The 15330-nt window shown below is 60.8% G+C and carries 17 protein-coding genes and 1 pseudogene; 9 read left to right on the top strand and 9 right to left on the bottom strand.

Annotation, left to right across the window (positions count from 1 at the left end; all coding sequences use genetic code 11):
- Positions 1-44 precede the first annotated feature (44 nt).
- Positions 45-848: an NAD(P)H-dependent oxidoreductase gene (locus tag V1289_RS41420; RefSeq protein ID WP_334405076.1), complete on the top strand. Its 804-nt coding sequence runs from the start codon at positions 45-47 to the stop codon at positions 846-848.
- A 122-nt stretch (positions 849-970) separates the two neighbouring features.
- Here the strand turns inward: V1289_RS41420 and V1289_RS41415 are convergent, their stop codons facing one another.
- From V1289_RS41415 to V1289_RS41400, 4 genes are all read right to left on the bottom strand, one after another.
- Positions 971-2059, bottom strand: coding sequence for a TRAP transporter substrate-binding protein (locus V1289_RS41415; RefSeq protein ID WP_334405074.1), 1089 nt, complete (start codon positions 2057-2059; stop codon positions 971-973).
- Positions 2060-2224: 165 nt separating this feature from the next.
- Positions 2225-3313 carry a TRAP transporter substrate-binding protein gene (locus tag V1289_RS41410; protein ID WP_334405072.1) on the bottom strand — a complete coding sequence of 363 codons (1089 nt, stop codon included), beginning with the start codon at positions 3311-3313 and terminating at the stop codon, positions 2225-2227.
- Positions 3314-3496: 183 nt separating this feature from the next.
- The gene (locus V1289_RS41405; RefSeq protein WP_334405070.1) at positions 3497-4630 is read right to left on the bottom strand and encodes an Mrp/NBP35 family ATP-binding protein; all 1134 of its coding nucleotides are present in this window, start codon (positions 4628-4630) and stop codon (positions 3497-3499) included.
- Between the two features lie 56 nt (positions 4631-4686).
- On the bottom strand, positions 4687-5124 hold the full coding sequence (locus V1289_RS41400; RefSeq protein WP_309184163.1) for a VOC family protein: 438 nt from the start codon (positions 5122-5124) through the stop codon (positions 4687-4689).
- Between the two features lie 208 nt (positions 5125-5332).
- Between V1289_RS41400 and V1289_RS41395 the strand changes: the two genes are divergently transcribed.
- From V1289_RS41395 to V1289_RS41380, 4 genes are all read left to right on the top strand, one after another.
- The gene (locus tag V1289_RS41395) at positions 5333-6202 is read left to right on the top strand and encodes an NAD(P)-dependent oxidoreductase (protein WP_334405065.1); all 870 of its coding nucleotides are present in this window, start codon (positions 5333-5335) and stop codon (positions 6200-6202) included.
- Between the two features lie 264 nt (positions 6203-6466).
- A complete protein-coding gene (locus V1289_RS41390; protein ID WP_334405063.1) occupies positions 6467-8068 on the top strand; it encodes a sensor histidine kinase in 1602 nt (533 codons plus the stop codon).
- Positions 8069-8113: 45 nt separating this feature from the next.
- Positions 8114-8317, top strand: coding sequence for a DUF1289 domain-containing protein (locus V1289_RS41385; protein WP_334405061.1), 204 nt, complete (start codon positions 8114-8116; stop codon positions 8315-8317).
- 28 nt (positions 8318-8345) lie between these two features.
- Positions 8346-8900 (top strand): TIGR02281 family clan AA aspartic protease, encoded by a 555-nt coding sequence (locus V1289_RS41380; protein WP_334405059.1) that lies wholly within the window; start codon positions 8346-8348, stop codon positions 8898-8900.
- Here V1289_RS41380 and dusA read toward each other — a convergent pair.
- Complete coding sequence (gene dusA, locus V1289_RS41375; protein ID WP_334407876.1) at positions 8862-9821, bottom strand: tRNA dihydrouridine(20/20a) synthase DusA; 960 nt, start codon at positions 9819-9821, stop codon at positions 8862-8864. The two genes, V1289_RS41380 and dusA, sit on opposite strands and share 39 nt — an antisense overlap.
- 328 nt (positions 9822-10149) lie before the next feature.
- On the bottom strand, positions 10150-12258 hold the full coding sequence (locus tag V1289_RS41370; RefSeq protein WP_334405057.1) for a TOTE conflict system archaeo-eukaryotic primase domain-containing protein: 2109 nt from the start codon (positions 12256-12258) through the stop codon (positions 10150-10152).
- Between the two features lie 124 nt (positions 12259-12382).
- Here V1289_RS41370 and V1289_RS41365 point away from each other — a divergent pair.
- From V1289_RS41365 to V1289_RS41355, 3 genes and pseudogenes are all read left to right on the top strand, one after another.
- Positions 12383-12711 (top strand): annotated as a pseudogene (locus V1289_RS41365) (type II toxin-antitoxin system RelE/ParE family toxin).
- On the top strand, positions 12708-12989 hold the full coding sequence (locus V1289_RS41360; protein ID WP_334405055.1) for a helix-turn-helix domain-containing protein: 282 nt from the start codon (positions 12708-12710) through the stop codon (positions 12987-12989). Before V1289_RS41365 ends, V1289_RS41360 begins: the two are co-directional and overlap by 4 nt.
- A gap of 246 nt (positions 12990-13235) precedes the next feature.
- Complete coding sequence (locus V1289_RS41355; RefSeq protein WP_334405053.1) at positions 13236-13523, top strand: hypothetical protein; 288 nt, start codon at positions 13236-13238, stop codon at positions 13521-13523.
- 14 nt (positions 13524-13537) lie between these two features.
- Here the strand turns inward: V1289_RS41355 and V1289_RS41350 are convergent, their stop codons facing one another.
- A complete protein-coding gene (locus V1289_RS41350) occupies positions 13538-13711 on the bottom strand; it encodes a hypothetical protein (RefSeq protein ID WP_334405052.1) in 174 nt (57 codons plus the stop codon).
- A gap of 111 nt (positions 13712-13822) precedes the next feature.
- On the opposite strand from V1289_RS41350, the gene V1289_RS41345 reads away from it, so the two are divergent.
- Entirely contained in the window at positions 13823-14014 is a 192-nt protein-coding gene (locus tag V1289_RS41345; protein ID WP_334405051.1) for a hypothetical protein, read from the top strand.
- Positions 14015-14373: 359 nt separating this feature from the next.
- On the opposite strand, the gene V1289_RS41340 is transcribed toward V1289_RS41345, so the two are convergent.
- On the bottom strand, positions 14374-14553 hold the full coding sequence (locus V1289_RS41340; RefSeq protein WP_334405049.1) for a hypothetical protein: 180 nt from the start codon (positions 14551-14553) through the stop codon (positions 14374-14376).
- 328 nt (positions 14554-14881) lie between these two features.
- Entirely contained in the window at positions 14882-15205 is a 324-nt protein-coding gene (locus V1289_RS41335) for a helix-turn-helix domain-containing protein (protein WP_334405047.1), read from the bottom strand.
- Positions 15206-15330: the final 125 nt, after the last annotated feature.

Genomic DNA, 15330 nt, shown 5'->3' with positions numbered 1-15330 from the left:
ATGCGCGGTCGTAATTTGGTAGCGTCAACAAAGGAGCTGTCGTCGTGAATGTCTTGCTGGTATACGCCCACCCCGAACCGCGGTCGCTGAACGGATCGATGCGCGATTTCATGGTCGATCGATTTGTCCGCGCAAGGCATGCGGTCGAAGTCAGCGACCTCTACGCCATGGGCTGGAAGGCCAATCTCGACGCCGATGATTTTCCGCGGCGCGACGCTACGCAGCCCTTCAGCCCGATCGCGGACTCCAAGCGCGCTTTCGCGGAGGGCGGCCAGAGCCCGGACGTCGCGGCCGAGCAGCATAAGTTGCGTTGGGCGGATCTGGTGATCTTCCAGTTTCCACTTTGGTGGTTTTCGATGCCGGCGATCATGAAGGGCTGGTTCGAGCGCGTTTATGCCTACGGCTTCGCCTATGGCGTCGGTGAACATTCGGAGACGCGCTGGGGCGAGCGCTATGGCGAAGGCGTGTTCGAGGGCAAGCGGGCCATGCTGGTGGTGACCACCGGCGGCTGGGCCGAGCATTACAGCGAACGCGGCATCAACGGGCCGATCGACGATCTGTTGTTTCCGATCCAGCACGGTATTTTGTTCTACCCGGGTTTCGACGTGTTGCCGCCATTCGTCGTGTTCAAAAGCAGCGCGATGGACACAACGCGGCACAACGAAACCCTGAGCGCGCTCGGCGCACGGCTGGACAACGCGATGCAGGCCGCGCCCGTTGCTTACCGCAGCCAGAACCGCGGCGATTATCTGGTTCCGGCCCTGACCTTGAAGCCCGAATTGGGCGCAAACCGGATCGGCTTCGCGCTGCATCGTCAGGATGAAAGAGCATCCGATCTTGCCGGCTGAGATCTGTATTGCGTGGGCGCCGGTCGACCAGATGCGCCAGCATCGCCGCCAAAAGCCATACTCGCAAACGAAACCCCGGAGTTTTGCTCCGGGGTTTTTCCGACCTGAACGTCCGCGCGCAATCAGCTCTGCGAGTGGCGCGCCATGAAGCTGTCGTAACCGACTTCGGCGACCTGGAACCAGGAGTAGCCGTTGTTCGCGTAGTTGGTCAGCGACTCATAAACCTTCTTGAAATTCGCATTGGTGGCGGAGACTTCGTTGTGCAGCTCCTTCGCGGCCTTGAAGGAAGCCTCCATGATCGGTGGCGAGAAGGCGTGCAGCTTGGTGCCGGCGGCGAGCAATTTGCGCAGCGCCATCGGATTGACCGTATCGTACTTCGCCATCATCCAGTTGTTGGCGTAATGACCGGCCTGTTCGAGCACGCTTTGGTAGTATTTGGGCAGCGCGTTCCACTTGTCCAGGTTGATCAGGGCGAGCAGCATCGGGCCGCCTTCCCACCATCCAGGATAATAGTAATGCGGCGCGACCTTGTGGAGGCCGAGTTTTTCGTCATCGTAGGGACCGACCCATTCGGCAGCATCGATCGTGCCTTTTTCCAGCGCCGGATAGATGTCGCCGCCGGCCAGCTGCTGCGGCACGCAACCGAGCTTCTGCATCACGCGTCCGGCAAAGCCGCCGATGCGGAATTTGAGGCCCTTGAGATCCTCGACGGTGTTGATCTCCTTGCGGAAGAATCCGCCCATCTGGCAACCGGTGTTGCCCGCGAGCAGCGAGGTGACGTTGTAGCCCTTGAAGAAATCGTTCAGCAGTTCCTTGCCGCCGCCCAGCGTGTACCAGGCCTGGTTGATGCGCGAGTTCGGCCCGAACGGCACCGCGCAGCCAAACGTAAAGGTCGGGTCCTTGCCGAAATAATAATATGTGGCGGTATGGCCCATTTCGACGGTGGCGCTCTGTACGGCGTCGAGCACTTGCAGACCCGGAACGATTTCACCGGCGGCAAACGTCTGGATCTGGAATTTGTTGTCGGTCGCTTCACCAACGGCTTTCGCCATCATCTCGGCGCCGCCATGCAGCGTGTCGAGCGATTTCGGCCAGCTCGTGGTCATGCGCCACTTGATCTCCGGCATCGACTGCGCGATCGCCGGTGCGGCCATCGCGGTTGCGCCAGCCGCGCCTAAACCGGTGACCTTGAGAAAATCTCTTCGCTTCATTGGAGTCCATCCCTTGTGGTTGTGTCAGACAGCCTTCGTGTCGAGGCCTGTAGCCAGCATGGAACATCCCTTTGCCGATTTCCATCCCGAACTGGCCGGTATGACACAAAAAGCCCGGCCTCCTTGCGGAGACCGGGCCTCTTTACTTGCTACTAAAGGTGTAGATCAGCCGCGCGTGCGCGAGCGGATCATGAAGCTGTCAAACGTGTATTCGGCGACCTGCCACCACAGATACTGATCGGAGCGATAGGCCTGCATCGCGTCGATCGATTTCTTGAAATCGGCGTTCTTGGCCGAGATCTCGCCCCACAATTCGTTGGTCGCCTTCAGGCAGGCTTCCAGCACTTCGGTGGTGAAGGGACGCAGCTGCGTGCCGCCGGCGACCAGACGCTTCAGCGCCGACGGGTTCTGCATGTCGTAGCGCGCGGCCATCCAGCTATTGGCGTTCGCCATCGCGTTGGTGAGGATCGCCTGATAGCTCTTCGGCAGCGAATTCCACTTCTCGAGATTGGTGAAGGCGTGGACGGTCGGGCCGCCTTCCCAGAAGCCGGGATAATAGTAGTACTTCGCGACCTTCTGGAAGCCGAGCTTCTCGTCGTCATACGGACCGACCCACTCGGCCGCATCGATGGTGCCCTTTTCCAGCGCCGGATAGATGTCGCCGCCGGCGAGCTGCTGCGGCACCACGCCGACCTTCTGCAGAACCTGTCCGGCGATGCCGCCGATGCGGAATTTGAGGCCGGAGAGATCGGCGACGGTCTTGATCTCCTTGCGGAACCAGCCGCCCATCTGCGTGCCGGTATTGCCGCAGGGAGCGCCGATCACGCCGAACTTCTTGAAGAACTCATTGCCAAGCTCCATGCCGCCGCCCTGATACCACCAGGAGTTCTGCTGGCGCGCGTTGAGGCCGAACGGGACCGAGGCGTAGATCGCAAAGGTCGGATCCTTGCCGACATAATAGTAGGAGACGGTGTGGCACATCTCGACGGTGCCGTTGGAGGTCGCATCCAGCGCCTGCAGACCTGGAACGATTTCGCCCGCCGCGAACACCTGGATCTGAAACTTGTTGTCGGTCATTTCGGCGACGTATTTCGACACCTCGACCGCGCCGCCATAGATGGTGTCGAGCGACTTCGGGAAGCTCGATGTCATGCGCCATTTGATCTCAGGGGACGATTGCGCGATCGCCGGCGAGGCAACGGCTGTCGCGGCAGCACCGGCCGCCGAAACCTTCAAAAAATCACGACGCTTCATTCAGACATCTCCTTAAGACGGGGCGTTTCCCATATTTCCTCGAGCATTCCTCCGGCGGGGCGAATTCCACGTCATCCGGGGCGCTCTGGCCGGGCGGCTTTAACACGGAAGTTGCCGCGCGAAAACGCGACAATGGCATGACTGCACTGATTAAACGAAAGTCGAATGAGGCGAAAAAAGCCCTCAGGCCGCAGCGATGACGCCCTGCAGCTGGTCGCGCACCTTGGTACCGATCGCGCGGTAAATCGCCGCGTGCGGGCCATCCGGTTCGCTGGCCACCACCGGGTTGCCAGAATCCGACGTGGTGCGAATCGACATGTGCAGGGGTATCTCGCCCAAAAACGGCACGCCCAGCCGCTCCGCCTCATGGCGCGCACCACCGTGACCAAAGATGTCCGACCGGGTGCCGCAATGCGGGCACTGGAAATAGCTCATATTCTCGACAATGCCGAGCACGGGCACGTTGACCTTCTTGAACATCGCGAGGCCCCGCCGCGCGTCGATCAGGGACAGATCCTGCGGTGTCGAGACAATGACCGCGCCCTTCAGCGGCACGTTCTGCGCCAGCGTCAATTGCGCGTCGCCGGTGCCGGGCGGCATATCGACCACGAGAACGTCGAGCGTGCCCCACGTGACGTCGCGCAGCATTTGCGTGATCGCCGACATCACCATCGGCCCGCGCCAGATCATCGCCGTGTCTTCCTCGACCAGGAATCCGATCGACATGATGGCGAGGCCGAAACGGGGAATCGGAATCATTTTTCTGTTGTGGTCGAGCTGCGGCTTCTCGTGAATGCCGGTCAGCCGCGGCACCGACGGCCCGTAAATATCGGCGTCGAGCAGGCCGACACGCAGGCCGAGATCGCGCAAGCCCAGCGCCAGATTGAGCGCGGTGGTCGATTTGCCGACGCCGCCCTTGCCCGACGCCACCGCGATGACGGCGGCGACGCCCGGAATCTCCGACTGCTTGGACATTGGCGAACTCGGGCTCTGCGGCGGCTTATGCGCTGACACCGGCTGCACGCCGGGCGCATGGCGATGCGGTTGCGGCGGCGGTGCCGCAGCGCCAGCCTTGCGCTCGGCCGTCAGCGCGATCATGGCCACCGTCACGCCGGGAATGGCGCGCACGGCGGCTTCGGCCTGCGCGCGCACGCTTTCCCACGCGCGGGCCTCGGCGGCATCGACATTGATCGAAAAGAACACCTTGCCGTCGGTGATCGTGATCGCCGACAGCACATTGGCGTTGGTCAGAGCGACGCCGCGCGGCGACGCCACCTTGGCCAAGGCATCCTGAACCTGTTGCTGGGTTACGCTCACGGCGCATCTCCTGGATAAACTAGGATGCGACCCTTAAAGCGTTACAGCGCGAAAGGCTATATCGCTCGCATATCATCCGCCCGTTCGGCGGGCGCCATGTCGCCGCTTTCCTTGGCGGCCTCGTAGTTCAGTTCGATCATGACGCCATTGGGGTCATTGACGAAGATCTGCCAGAGATCGCCGCCGGGAACCTGGCGCGAGTCGTATTTGAACCCGCCGGACTGCAGCCGCTGCATCATGCCGGCAAAACCCCGGCTGATGAAGGCGACATGATGGACCACGCCGGAATCCGGCTTTTGCGGCTCATCGGTCCGGGAAATATCGACCAGATGCACCACCGGCTTGCCCTCCGAGTACATCCAGGCGCCGGGGAAGGCAAAGTTCGGCCGGGGGCCCTTCTCCAGGCCCAGGACGTCCTCATAGAACCGGACGGTGTCGTCGAGTTTCCGGGTCCGGATGTTGAAATGATCGAGCACGCCAACGCTCACGCCCATGCGATACACTCCCTTTTTTGTGAAGCTTGTTTTCGGCGCCCGATCCTAGCACAAAACGCGCCCCGCGCGCCAAACGAAGGCGGTTGCCCTTCGCGGAGCAGGGGTTATGGTGCGGCCTCCCTCCTCCAGGAAGACGCCCGGCCCGCTCCATTCTGCCGGCAAAACCCCTAGGTAATGGCCCGGAAGGGCAAACGATAAGGTAGCACATATGGCTAAAGTCGCTTTTCTCGGTCTCGGCGTGATGGGTTTCCCGATGGCAGGACACCTCGCGAAAAAGGGTGGCCACGAGGTGACCGTGTACAACCGCACCGCGGCGAAGGCGAAGGAATGGGCCGACAAGTTCGGTGGACGCGCAGCACCAACGCCGAAGGCCGCCGCCGACGGCCAGGATTTCGTGATGTGCTGCGTCGGCAACGACAATGATTTGCGCGCGGTGACACTGGGTGCCGACGGCGCCTTTGCCGGCATGAAGAAGGCCGCGACCTTCGTCGATCACACCACCGCTTCCGCCGAGGTCGCGCGCGAGCTCGATGCCGCCGCCACCAAGGCCGGCTTCAAGTTCATCGATGCGCCGGTTTCCGGCGGCCAGGCGGGTGCCGAAAACGGCGTGCTGACGGTCATGTGCGGCGGCAACCAAGATGCCTATGCCGGCGCCGAGCCCGTGATCGCGGCTTACGCCCGGATGTGCAAGCTGCTGGGGCCGGCCGGTTCCGGGCAGCTGACCAAAATGGTCAACCAGATCTGCATCGCCGGCCTGGTTCAGGGGCTTTCGGAGGGCATTCATTTCGCCAAGAAGTCGGGCCTCGACGTCCATGCCGTGGTCGAGACCATCTCGAAGGGCGCCGCCCAATCCTGGCAGATGGAGAACCGCTACAAGACCATGAATGACGGCAAGTTCGATTTCGGCTTCGCAGTCGAGTGGATGCGCAAGGATCTGTCGATCTGCATCGCCGAATCCCGCCGCAACGGGGCGAACCTGCCGGTGACCGCGCTGGTCGATCAGTTCTACTCCGAAGTGGAGAAGATGGGCGGCAAGCGCTGGGATACGTCGAGCCTGCTGGCGCGGCTGGAGCGCTGAGGAACATCGGCGGCGCAATCCGCCACTGTCATTGCGAGCGCAAGCGAAGCAATCCATCGTGCGGAAGGCGGAAAGCATGGATTGCTTCGTCGCTATCGCTCCTCGCAATGACGACAAGGCTTCCGGCCGACCGGAACCAGAGGTTAATTTAACCCCGCGTTAACGGGATTTTTTAGCTATTTAAGGCATCGCTTAAGGATTTAGGCCCAGAGATAGACAATGCAAAAAGCCCGCGCTCTTCGCGGGCAGGACTTGTGTTGTTTAATGAGTAAACCCGCAGAAAAGCCTGAAGTTGTCCAGCTTCCGGCCGAGCCTCAGGTCGCCGCGCCGGTTAACACCCGCCGCGCCGCAGCCCAGCGGGTGCGTGAGGCCCGCGATCGGTTAACGTCGACCAGCGGAACCCGCCCGGCCTTCGATACCGAACTGCTCCGGCAATATGCCCAGACCCGCATATCGGCATCCTATGTCGTCATGCTGCTGGTGATTGCAACCGGCGTGATGTTCGGCGTCTGGATGCAGCCGGTGCCGGCCGCGGCCTGGACCATCGGCGTGCTCTGCGTCCACGCCGCCATCATTCGCAATTGCCGCAGGTTCCTCGCCGAGCCCCCTTCGCTCGCCGCCACGCGCAAATGGCGCACGCAATTCGTGCTGCTCGACCTGCTCTACGGCCTGTGCTGGACCGCGGTCCTGATGCATCCGGCGGGATTGGACATCGTCTCCAACACGCTGATGATGTTCCTGATGCTGCTGGTAATCGCAGTATCGAGCATGCTCGCGGCCTCGCTCCCGATCGCAGCGCTTGCGGCAACCGCGCCAGTGACAGCCGCGATTGCGCTGAATTTCGTGCTCAGCGGCACGTTCGACAATTACGTGCTCGCTTTGCTCGCGATCGCCGCCGAAGGCTATTTTGCGCTGCTCGCCCATCGCCTGCATTCGACGACGCTGGCGACGCTGGAGGCGCGCGCCGAAAAGGACGCGCTGATTGGCGAACTCGAACAGGCCAAGGCGATTTCCGACGAGGCGCGACACCGCGCCGAATCCGCCAACGTCGCCAAGTCGCGTTTTCTGGCGCAGATGAGCCACGAATTGCGCACGCCGCTGAACGCGATCCTCGGCTTCTCCGAGGTGATGAAGAGCGAGATTTTTGGCCCGCACACCGTGCCGGTCTACAAGGAATATTCCGCCGACATCCACAATTCCGGCGTCCACCTGCTCAATCTGATCAATGAAATCCTCGACCTGTCGCGGATCGAGGCCGGGCGCTACGAGCTCAACGAAGAGGCCGTCTCGCTGGTGCACGTCGTCGCCGACTGCCATCATCTGCTAAAGCTGCGCGCCACCAGCCGCGGCATCACCATCCATGAGGTGTTCGAGCAGGGCATGCCGCGGATCTGGGGCGACGAACGCGCCACGCGCCAGATCGTGCTCAACCTGTTGTCCAACTCGATCAAGTTCACCCCGCAGGGCGGAGAGATCTGGCTGAAGGTCGGCTGGACCGCGTCCGGCGGACAATATCTCAGCGTGAAGGATACCGGCTCCGGCATCGCGGAAGACGAAATCCCGATCGTGCTGGCCTCGTTCGGCCAGGGCTCCAATTCGATCAAGTCGGCGGAGCAAGGCGCCGGTCTCGGCCTGCCGATCGCCAAAAGCCTGATCGACATGCATGGCGGCACGTTCACGCTCAAATCCAAGCTGCGGATCGGCACCGAAGTCATCGTCACCTTCCCGCCGGAGCGCGTGATGTCGGCGTTGGCGCCGATGGCGGAAGAAGCCCCGCCGCTGCAACCGGAAACTGTAACCGTTCCCGCCGACGACAAGCGGCGGGCGCGCAACAAACCGATCATGAGCGCGGGGACCGGGTTGTAACTGGAGCGCTTGCGCAAGCAGGTAAAACCGTTTCACACTTCCAAGATGAGCAAAGAAACGCCGTGTATCGCAGTCTGCATGATGGACCCCAAATCGAAACTCTGCTTCGGGTGCGGACGCACGCTTCCGGAGATCGCGCGCTGGCACCGGATGGAGCGCGCGGAACGGCTCGCGGTGATGGAAATGTTGCCGGCACGGATGGCGGACGCCGGGCTGGAGCCGATGGCGGCCGGTTCAACGCCCAACTGACCGGCAGCCGGAGCAACGGAGGCAGGCCATGAGCCGCATCCTGCTCGTCATCCTCCTGCTCGCCGGCACCGCCGGCGCCGTCGTCGCCTATGGCGACCCGGAACAGATCGCGCGCGCCAGCCAGCAGGTCTCGCAGATGCTGCGCCAGCGCAGCACCGCGTCCGCACCCGCGGTGCAGGTCTCGCGCGGACAGGGCGGCGAATTCGCGCTGCGCGCCAAGATCAACGGCGTCACCGCACCGATGGTGATCGATACCGGCGCGACCTCGGTGGTGCTGACCTGGGAGACCGCGAAGGCCATCGGGCTGCCGCTCGAAATGCTCGAATATGATGTCGATGTCGAAACCGCCGGCGGCCACACCAAGGCGGCACGGCTGACGCTCGACCGGCTCGCCGTCGGTCAACTGGTCGAGAAATCTGTGCCGGCGCTGGTGGTGCCGCGCGGGAAGATGAAGACCAACCTGCTCGGCATGAGTTTTCTGGACCGGCTGGAAAGCTGGGGCGTTCGCGCCGACAAGCTGATGCTGCATGGCTACCCTGACGTTTCAGGCCGCCATCGGCGCGACCGCGCGGCCTTCGACTAGCGCAATCGCATCGCGCAGCACATTGACGCCGGCGCCAGCGCGGACGCCGTTCTCGGCAAAGTGGCGGCGGAATGCGCGGGCGCCGGGCACGCCGTGGAATGCACCGACGAAATGCCGCGTCATCGAATGCAGCCGCGTGCCCCGCGCCAGCTGATCCTCGATGTAGGGCATCATGGCCTCGAAGACGTCCTTCATCGTCGTATGCGGGGCCGCTTCGCCGAACACTTCCGGATCGACGTTGAGCAAACGCCACGGCTCCTGATAGGCCGCCCGCCCCAGCATCACGCCATCGACATAAGCGAGGTGCCGCTTCGCCTCGCCGAGGCTTGCGATGCCGCCATTGATGATGACGGGCACGCCGGGCATGGCGGCCTTCAGCCGATACACCCTGTCGTAATCGAGCGGCGGGATGTCGCGGTTTTCCTTCGGCGACAATCCGTTGAGCCAGGCCTTTCGGGCGTGCACGATCAGCGCATCGGCGCCAGCCGCGACCACGCCGCGCGCCAGCACGTCCAGCGCCAGTTCCGGATCCTGATCGTCGATCCCGATCCGGCATTTGACCGTGACCGGAATTTTCACCGCGCGCTTCATCGCGGCGACGCCCTCGGCAACCAGCGCGGGCTCCGCCATCAGGCAGGCGCCAAAGCGGCCGTCCTTCACCCGGTCCGACGGACAGCCGACATTGAGGTTGATCTCGTCGCAGCCGAAATCTTCGCCGATTTTGGCGGCGGTTGCGAGATCGCGCGCTTCGGAGCCGCCGAGCTGCAACGCGAGGGGATGCTCGCTCGGATCGAAGCCGAGCAGCCGACTGCGATCGCCGTGAATGATGGCGCCGGTCGTCAGCATCTCCGTGTAGAGCCGCGCCCGCCGCGTCATCAGACGGTGGAACACCCGGCAGTGCCGGTCGGTCCAGTCCATCATTGGGGCCACGGAAAATCTGGCTTCTAACATATTGTTTTCATTCAATTTAATTATCTTTGTCGGTCCAATCGATTTTGGTTCGACGGACAATCCGAAGCGTTAGAGCTAAGGCATTTTCCTTTCTTTTCAAAGGTTTGATCCGATCACGCGACGATTTTCACTTATTTTCACCCTGCGCGGTACTGCATGGCAGTACCAAATTGCCTGTGCAGTACCACGCCTCGGCGCAATGTTTGGCTGCGTCCAACTACGCAAGTTCGGCGAATTTGAACTGGTAACGGCACTGGTGCGACGCTGACGCCTGATCGATGAGCAATCGGCGCGTCGCTTATGCGGGTTGGTTCGGTGCGACCGCCCGACCAGAAAACAAATCTTGAGTACCCAATACCTTGTAACCTATCGCTTGATAGCCAATACGACGTTTCGCAGCCATCCGGGCCAGAACCGGCACTCTCATGTCGGCATAATCGTATATGATCACCTCGCGCTTGGCGTCGTTGAGACGATGCAAGCGGCCAGCATACTGAGCAAGCGTACCTTTCCGTGCAATCGGCATGGTAAGAAAAAGGGTATCGAGGCGAGAATCATCGAAACAGTCTACGCGATGGCGGACGGGACCACATTGCATAACGATGATCGGGTGATGCCCGTCTTTTCGCGTAACTGTTGCTGATAGGCCGAGGATGTAGCGGGCCTTGCTACGGCGCGCGACCAGCTCAAAGCTTACCGCCGACAGATGATGGCATTCGTCGACCACGAGATGCCCATAATTGCCGACGATATCATCGACTTCTCCCCTGCGAACCAGGCTCTGGATTAGTGCGACGTCAACCTGACTTTTCGGTTTGCGACGGCCGCCGCCGATTATGCCGATCGCGTCACGCGGCATATTCGAGAACGCTGTGAGCCTCTCGATCCATTGATCCATGAGCTGACGGCGGTGAACGAGGACCAATGTATTCCGTCCGCGTTCGGCCATCATCCGGATGGCCAGGATCGTCTTACCGAACGCCGTCGTTGCCGCGAGCACGCCGGTATCGTGCGGCAACAGGGCTTTGATGGCAGTTTCCTGATCGGGGCGAAGTGCACCGGTGAAGGCGAGTGGGATCGCCGCACCCACAAAACGGCGATCCTCAATCGTTACTGCAATTCCAAGTGGCGTAAGCAGATCGAGGACGGCGTCGAAGCACCCTCGAGGCAGCGCAACGTGATGGCTGGTCAGCTCCGCGCAAGAAATGATCCGGGGCTTGTCATGGGTCGACCTGCGCATCGCTTGTGCCGCGTAAAATTCGGGATTCTGGAACGCCGCCAGGCGAATGAGGCGCGCGACCAACGACGGTGGCAGCCCGTGACGCGGCAGGTAGATTTGGTCCGCCTGTACGACAGTGATCACGCCTGGCAATGGCTCGCGGATTGCTGGCGGCGTCTGTCGCCGCGACGGCAGGGCAAGCCACGGTTCTTCGTCTTCGTCGACGAGAGGAATACGCACGCCGATAATTCTTCCAGATGCACTTGCTTGCTCGACCAGATGTTCCACCTTCGCTCGCGGCATAGGTGCAATCGCGGACAGGAAGGCCCACTGATCCGGATACGGCGAACAAGACTCGTCGATGAACTCGCTGTTGCCAGAACTTCGCGCGAGTCCCTGAAGAGGCAAGGCAATCAGGTTGCCGAAACCACCCGCTAGCATTGAATCCTGACTCGGAAAAAATCGATCGTAAGATCCGAATCCAATATCGGGGACGTGTTCCATCGTGTCGGTAATCAGGAAGGCTCCGAGACGGCGTGCCAATGCCGCAGGAATCGGCTCCTCGAAAAAGATCCAGGCATGAGCACCGTTTCCGGATCGGGACCGCTCAATGGCAACGGGTATTCCATGACGCTCGCAAGAGTCCCTAAAAGCGAAGGCATCTCTTCGCCATTCCCCTTCGTCGAAATCTGCAGCCAGGAACGAACAGGTATTGTCGGCAAGCATCGGATAGACGCCCATCACAAACGGGGTGCCATTCGCGTCAATTCCGCGTAGATGACGTTCGATCGACACGTCATCTACGGTCAGGAATGCCTGATTGGGGCACGCCGAACATTTGACTTTCGGTTTTTCGCAAATCCCGCGCAGCCATTCATTTGCACAGGCAGGCGCGTAGCCGCTGCGCCCCGTCGTGCGATTCTCCCAACGGATGGGAAATACATCTGAGCGGCCGCGGAAAAGTCGACGAAACAGACCAATCTTCTGCGTGATCGAAGAGTTCCGGTCGACAGGATTTCCGGCTTTTGCCGAAGGGGCGACCTTGATAGCCACCGTCCCCTCACTCTCCATCGAGTGTAGGGTGTTGATCTCGGCCACGATCTCCGCGCGCTCGCGCTCCAGCTCCCTGAGCCGCGCCACGAGTTTGGAAATTCTGGCACCCATTTGCATCATCGAGAAGATTGGCATGCATCAGAACGACAATCCTGAATGTAGCGGTTCAACTCACAGATCGCCAATCGCCGTTGGCTAGGCGCGAAGGTGGAAAGGAGTTGCCAAGCCATACAAAATTTTGTATATTAAGCCGTAATGGATGAAATCCAAGCCCGTCGAGTTCCGAGGCAATGCGCTTGAGGATTTGCGCGCGTTTCCGGAGGCGGCCCGGCGTGAGGCGGGATATCAGCTCGACCAAATCCAGCGCGGGCGCGAGCCAGACGACTGGAAGCCATGAATACGGTCGGCCGCGGGGTACGCGAAATTCGGATTCGCGACGCCGCGGGAGCAGTGGTGTATGTGGCGAAGTTCGACGACGCTGTCTACGTGCTGCACTGCTTCCAGAAAAAGACGCAGAAGACGAGCCAAACGGCTATGAACCTGGCCGCTCGGCGTTACCGGGATTTGTTAAAGGAGCTTGGTCGATGAGCAAGAAGCGCTTCGCCAGTGTGTGGGATGCAATTGAGGATACGCCAGCGCAGGCTGAGAACATGAAGCTCCGTTCCGCGCTGATGATGGCTTTGAAGGATCACATCGCCCGGACAGGGCTAAGCCAATCGGAGGCCGCCAAGCTGCTTGGTGTTACCCAGCCGCGTATCTCTGATCTAATGCGTGGCAAAATCGAGTTGTTTGGCCTCGACACCTTGGTCAATCTGATCGGAGCTGCTGGCTTGCATGTTGAAATGCGCATCTCGGACGCGGCCTGATCAAAAGGCTGGAATCGATTGTGCGCCGAGTCGAGGAAGTTTAGGCGCAGCGCACCGCGACGATAATCGGCAGCCGCCGAACAACCACGACACCGAAATTCATTCGCAGAAGATAGCTCGCCGACAGCGTGGTACAGCATTTGGTACTGCGCGGCTGACTGCGACCCCGCTTAAGTGTTGATCGTACTTTGCTTTTCCCGCTCAGTCGCTCCAATCCATCATGGGTGCCACGGAAAAGCGATAGCCGTGGCGACCTTCACACAATTGGCATCCGGAAACTGGCGCGTCCAGGTCCGCCGCGAGACCCGGTATGTGGCCGAAACGTTCCGACGGCGCAAGGACGAAGAACAATGGGCGCTTGAAATGGAGCGCAACATCGACCGCAACGGATCGTCCAAGCCGTGCGCGGCGCGCAACGTTCGCACATTTGGCGATCTAATCGACCTGCACGCCGAAGACATGCACGAAGTTGGAAAGCCCCCTCGACGAGCCGATCGTGTTGCCGGACGGCCGGCAGCTCGTCAGCCTGCGTGACGCCGCGACCTACGTTACCGGGCTGCCGAAAGAGGAATCGGCGCTGCCGGAATGGCAAGCCCGCGATCGAGGCGCTGATACTGGTGGTCGAGCACAACGGGCCGCAGATGTTTGCGCGAGTTGGCGTCATGCGAGCGGTAAACCACGGGCACGTTCGCGAATTCAATCCCGATCGCAAAGACCATCACTGGGGGCGGAGAACGCTCAAGAGCGACGGACTGTGATCTAGTTCACATCTTGGACCCCAAGAAAAATGCTATCTTAAGGCTGATGGTGTAGATCAAACAACGAGGTTGATCATGCCCACCATATTCGACTTCCTCTACCGCGAATATTGCCGTGCCCGCCTCGCCGAAATGCGGAAGCAGCTTTTGATCTCGCCTGAGAGGCACGAGGTGCCAGAAGCTTTTTGCGATGCCAGGGATGTTGTCGGCACCAGTCCGGCAGGCGGTAGTGAGACAGTCAGGCAGCACGAACTGATGTCCGGCTAGGCCGATCTATTCTGCTTTACGCCGGCAACCGATACTTCTCCGGGCTCCACCGCGCTGGCCAGGCCTCGACGATCTGGACGACCTCCCCCTCATGGTTCTTGAGGCTGCCCGGACGACGTGATCGATCGTGACCGAATGGGCGCAGCAGTAATTGCGTCGAGTACGCCTTACTACCTTCTGAGCCCGCTGCTGCCCTTGCCCTTAACAGACACGGGTGAAGGCGGGATCGTAAGACGCCGGGCTTAAAATCTTCGTGTTCGGCCTCTTGTTAGCATTCCCGCTGGTGTTCAAGGCCACTACATCAGAAAGCGGCTTTGCTTTTGAAGAGGCGTTCACAAATGAACATCTTTCGCGCACCGTTAATTGCTGCACTGACGATGGTTTCGTGGGCCGCCTTCGCCCAGCAAGGGACCGTTAGGGTCATTACCGGTGACATTGAGCACATCTACGGTACTGGCGGGCAGATTCTCGACGATGATGCGCTCCGGGCTCGAAACGAGCACGCCGAGCGAATGCGGCAGATCGAACGAGATCGCCAAGACGCCAAAAGACGCCAAGAGGAACTTGACACCGCTGCGGCGCGTGCGGATGCCGCCCCGGCTTATGACGATCCATATTGGGGGGGTGGGTCATCTTACGTTGGAACGTTCGGCGGCCGGCATTTTAGTCGACATGTTAACTAGCGGCGGTCTGGCACCACGGGCGCCGTCGCGGGCATCTCGTCGCACCACAAATAGCAAAAACCCTGGGAGACCCTCTGGCGGCCCTTTGAGCGCGATACGCAGCAGAGATCAGATTATCGTGGGCGCGCTTCGCTTTCCTGGGCGCGCGCACGGTGCCGCGCGACGTGCGCACCGCGAAACGATCCTACAGACGCTTCTCTCGAGATCTCACCTCAACGCTGAACCCCTTGGCCTCGATCGCTCGAATAAGCTGTTCAAGGCTGAGTTCACTGGTAGATGGTAAATTTCCTGTTGCACCGCCTTCGAGGGTGGCGAGACTTACGCCCAAGGCATCCGCAACGGCCTGAAGCCTGTCGCCCTTTGGCGTTCTCCCTCGATGTTCCCAATGCCAAATGGCGGGCGGTGTGACCTTGACCCGTTTGGCGAGATCTACGGCAGTCATTGACCGATCTCGTCTTAATTGTCTCAGCCGCGAACCGAAGTCCGCGCTTAGGTGATGTCGGGTCATGGCTTGAGCCCTCCTCAACCCAAATTTTTGCGACGGCACGGATTTTAAATCTAGTTCACCACCTCGGCTCGGGAAAGCTTGGCAATTAAGGGCTACTACGATTGATACACGACGGCCGCTGGAGT

It is taken from the genome of Bradyrhizobium sp. AZCC 2289, from assembly GCF_036924615.1.
Classification (GTDB): Bacteria; Pseudomonadota; Alphaproteobacteria; order Rhizobiales; family Xanthobacteraceae; genus Bradyrhizobium.
The sequence above is the reverse complement of the archived record's forward strand: the minus strand, read 5'-3'. Positions and strand labels throughout refer to the sequence as shown.

What these genes read in the sequence shown, in the direction of transcription:
- V1289_RS41415 (WP_334405074.1), bottom strand. Translation starts at nt 2,059, where the DNA reads ATGAAGCGAAGAGATTTTCTCAAGGTCACCGGTTTAGGCGCGGCTGGC.
- V1289_RS41410 (WP_334405072.1), bottom strand. Translation starts at nt 3,313, where the DNA reads ATGAAGCGTCGTGATTTTTTGAAGGTTTCGGCGGCCGGTGCTGCCGCG.
- V1289_RS41400 (WP_309184163.1), bottom strand. Translation starts at nt 5,124, where the DNA reads ATGGGCGTGAGCGTTGGCGTGCTCGATCATTTCAACATCCGGACCCGG.
- V1289_RS41395 (WP_334405065.1), top strand. Translation starts at nt 5,333, where the DNA reads ATGGCTAAAGTCGCTTTTCTCGGTCTCGGCGTGATGGGTTTCCCGATG.
- V1289_RS41390 (WP_334405063.1), top strand. Translation starts at nt 6,467, where the DNA reads ATGAGTAAACCCGCAGAAAAGCCTGAAGTTGTCCAGCTTCCGGCCGAG.
- V1289_RS41385 (WP_334405061.1), top strand. Translation starts at nt 8,114, where the DNA reads ATGAGCAAAGAAACGCCGTGTATCGCAGTCTGCATGATGGACCCCAAA.
- V1289_RS41380 (WP_334405059.1), top strand. Translation starts at nt 8,346, where the DNA reads ATGAGCCGCATCCTGCTCGTCATCCTCCTGCTCGCCGGCACCGCCGGC.
- dusA (WP_334407876.1), bottom strand. Translation starts at nt 9,821, where the DNA reads ATGATGGACTGGACCGACCGGCACTGCCGGGTGTTCCACCGTCTGATG.
- V1289_RS41370 (WP_334405057.1), bottom strand. Translation starts at nt 12,258, where the DNA reads ATGCCAATCTTCTCGATGATGCAAATGGGTGCCAGAATTTCCAAACTC.
- V1289_RS41360 (WP_334405055.1), top strand. Translation starts at nt 12,708, where the DNA reads ATGAGCAAGAAGCGCTTCGCCAGTGTGTGGGATGCAATTGAGGATACG.
- V1289_RS41345 (WP_334405051.1), top strand. Translation starts at nt 13,823, where the DNA reads ATGCCCACCATATTCGACTTCCTCTACCGCGAATATTGCCGTGCCCGC.
- V1289_RS41335 (WP_334405047.1), bottom strand. Translation starts at nt 15,205, where the DNA reads ATGACCCGACATCACCTAAGCGCGGACTTCGGTTCGCGGCTGAGACAA.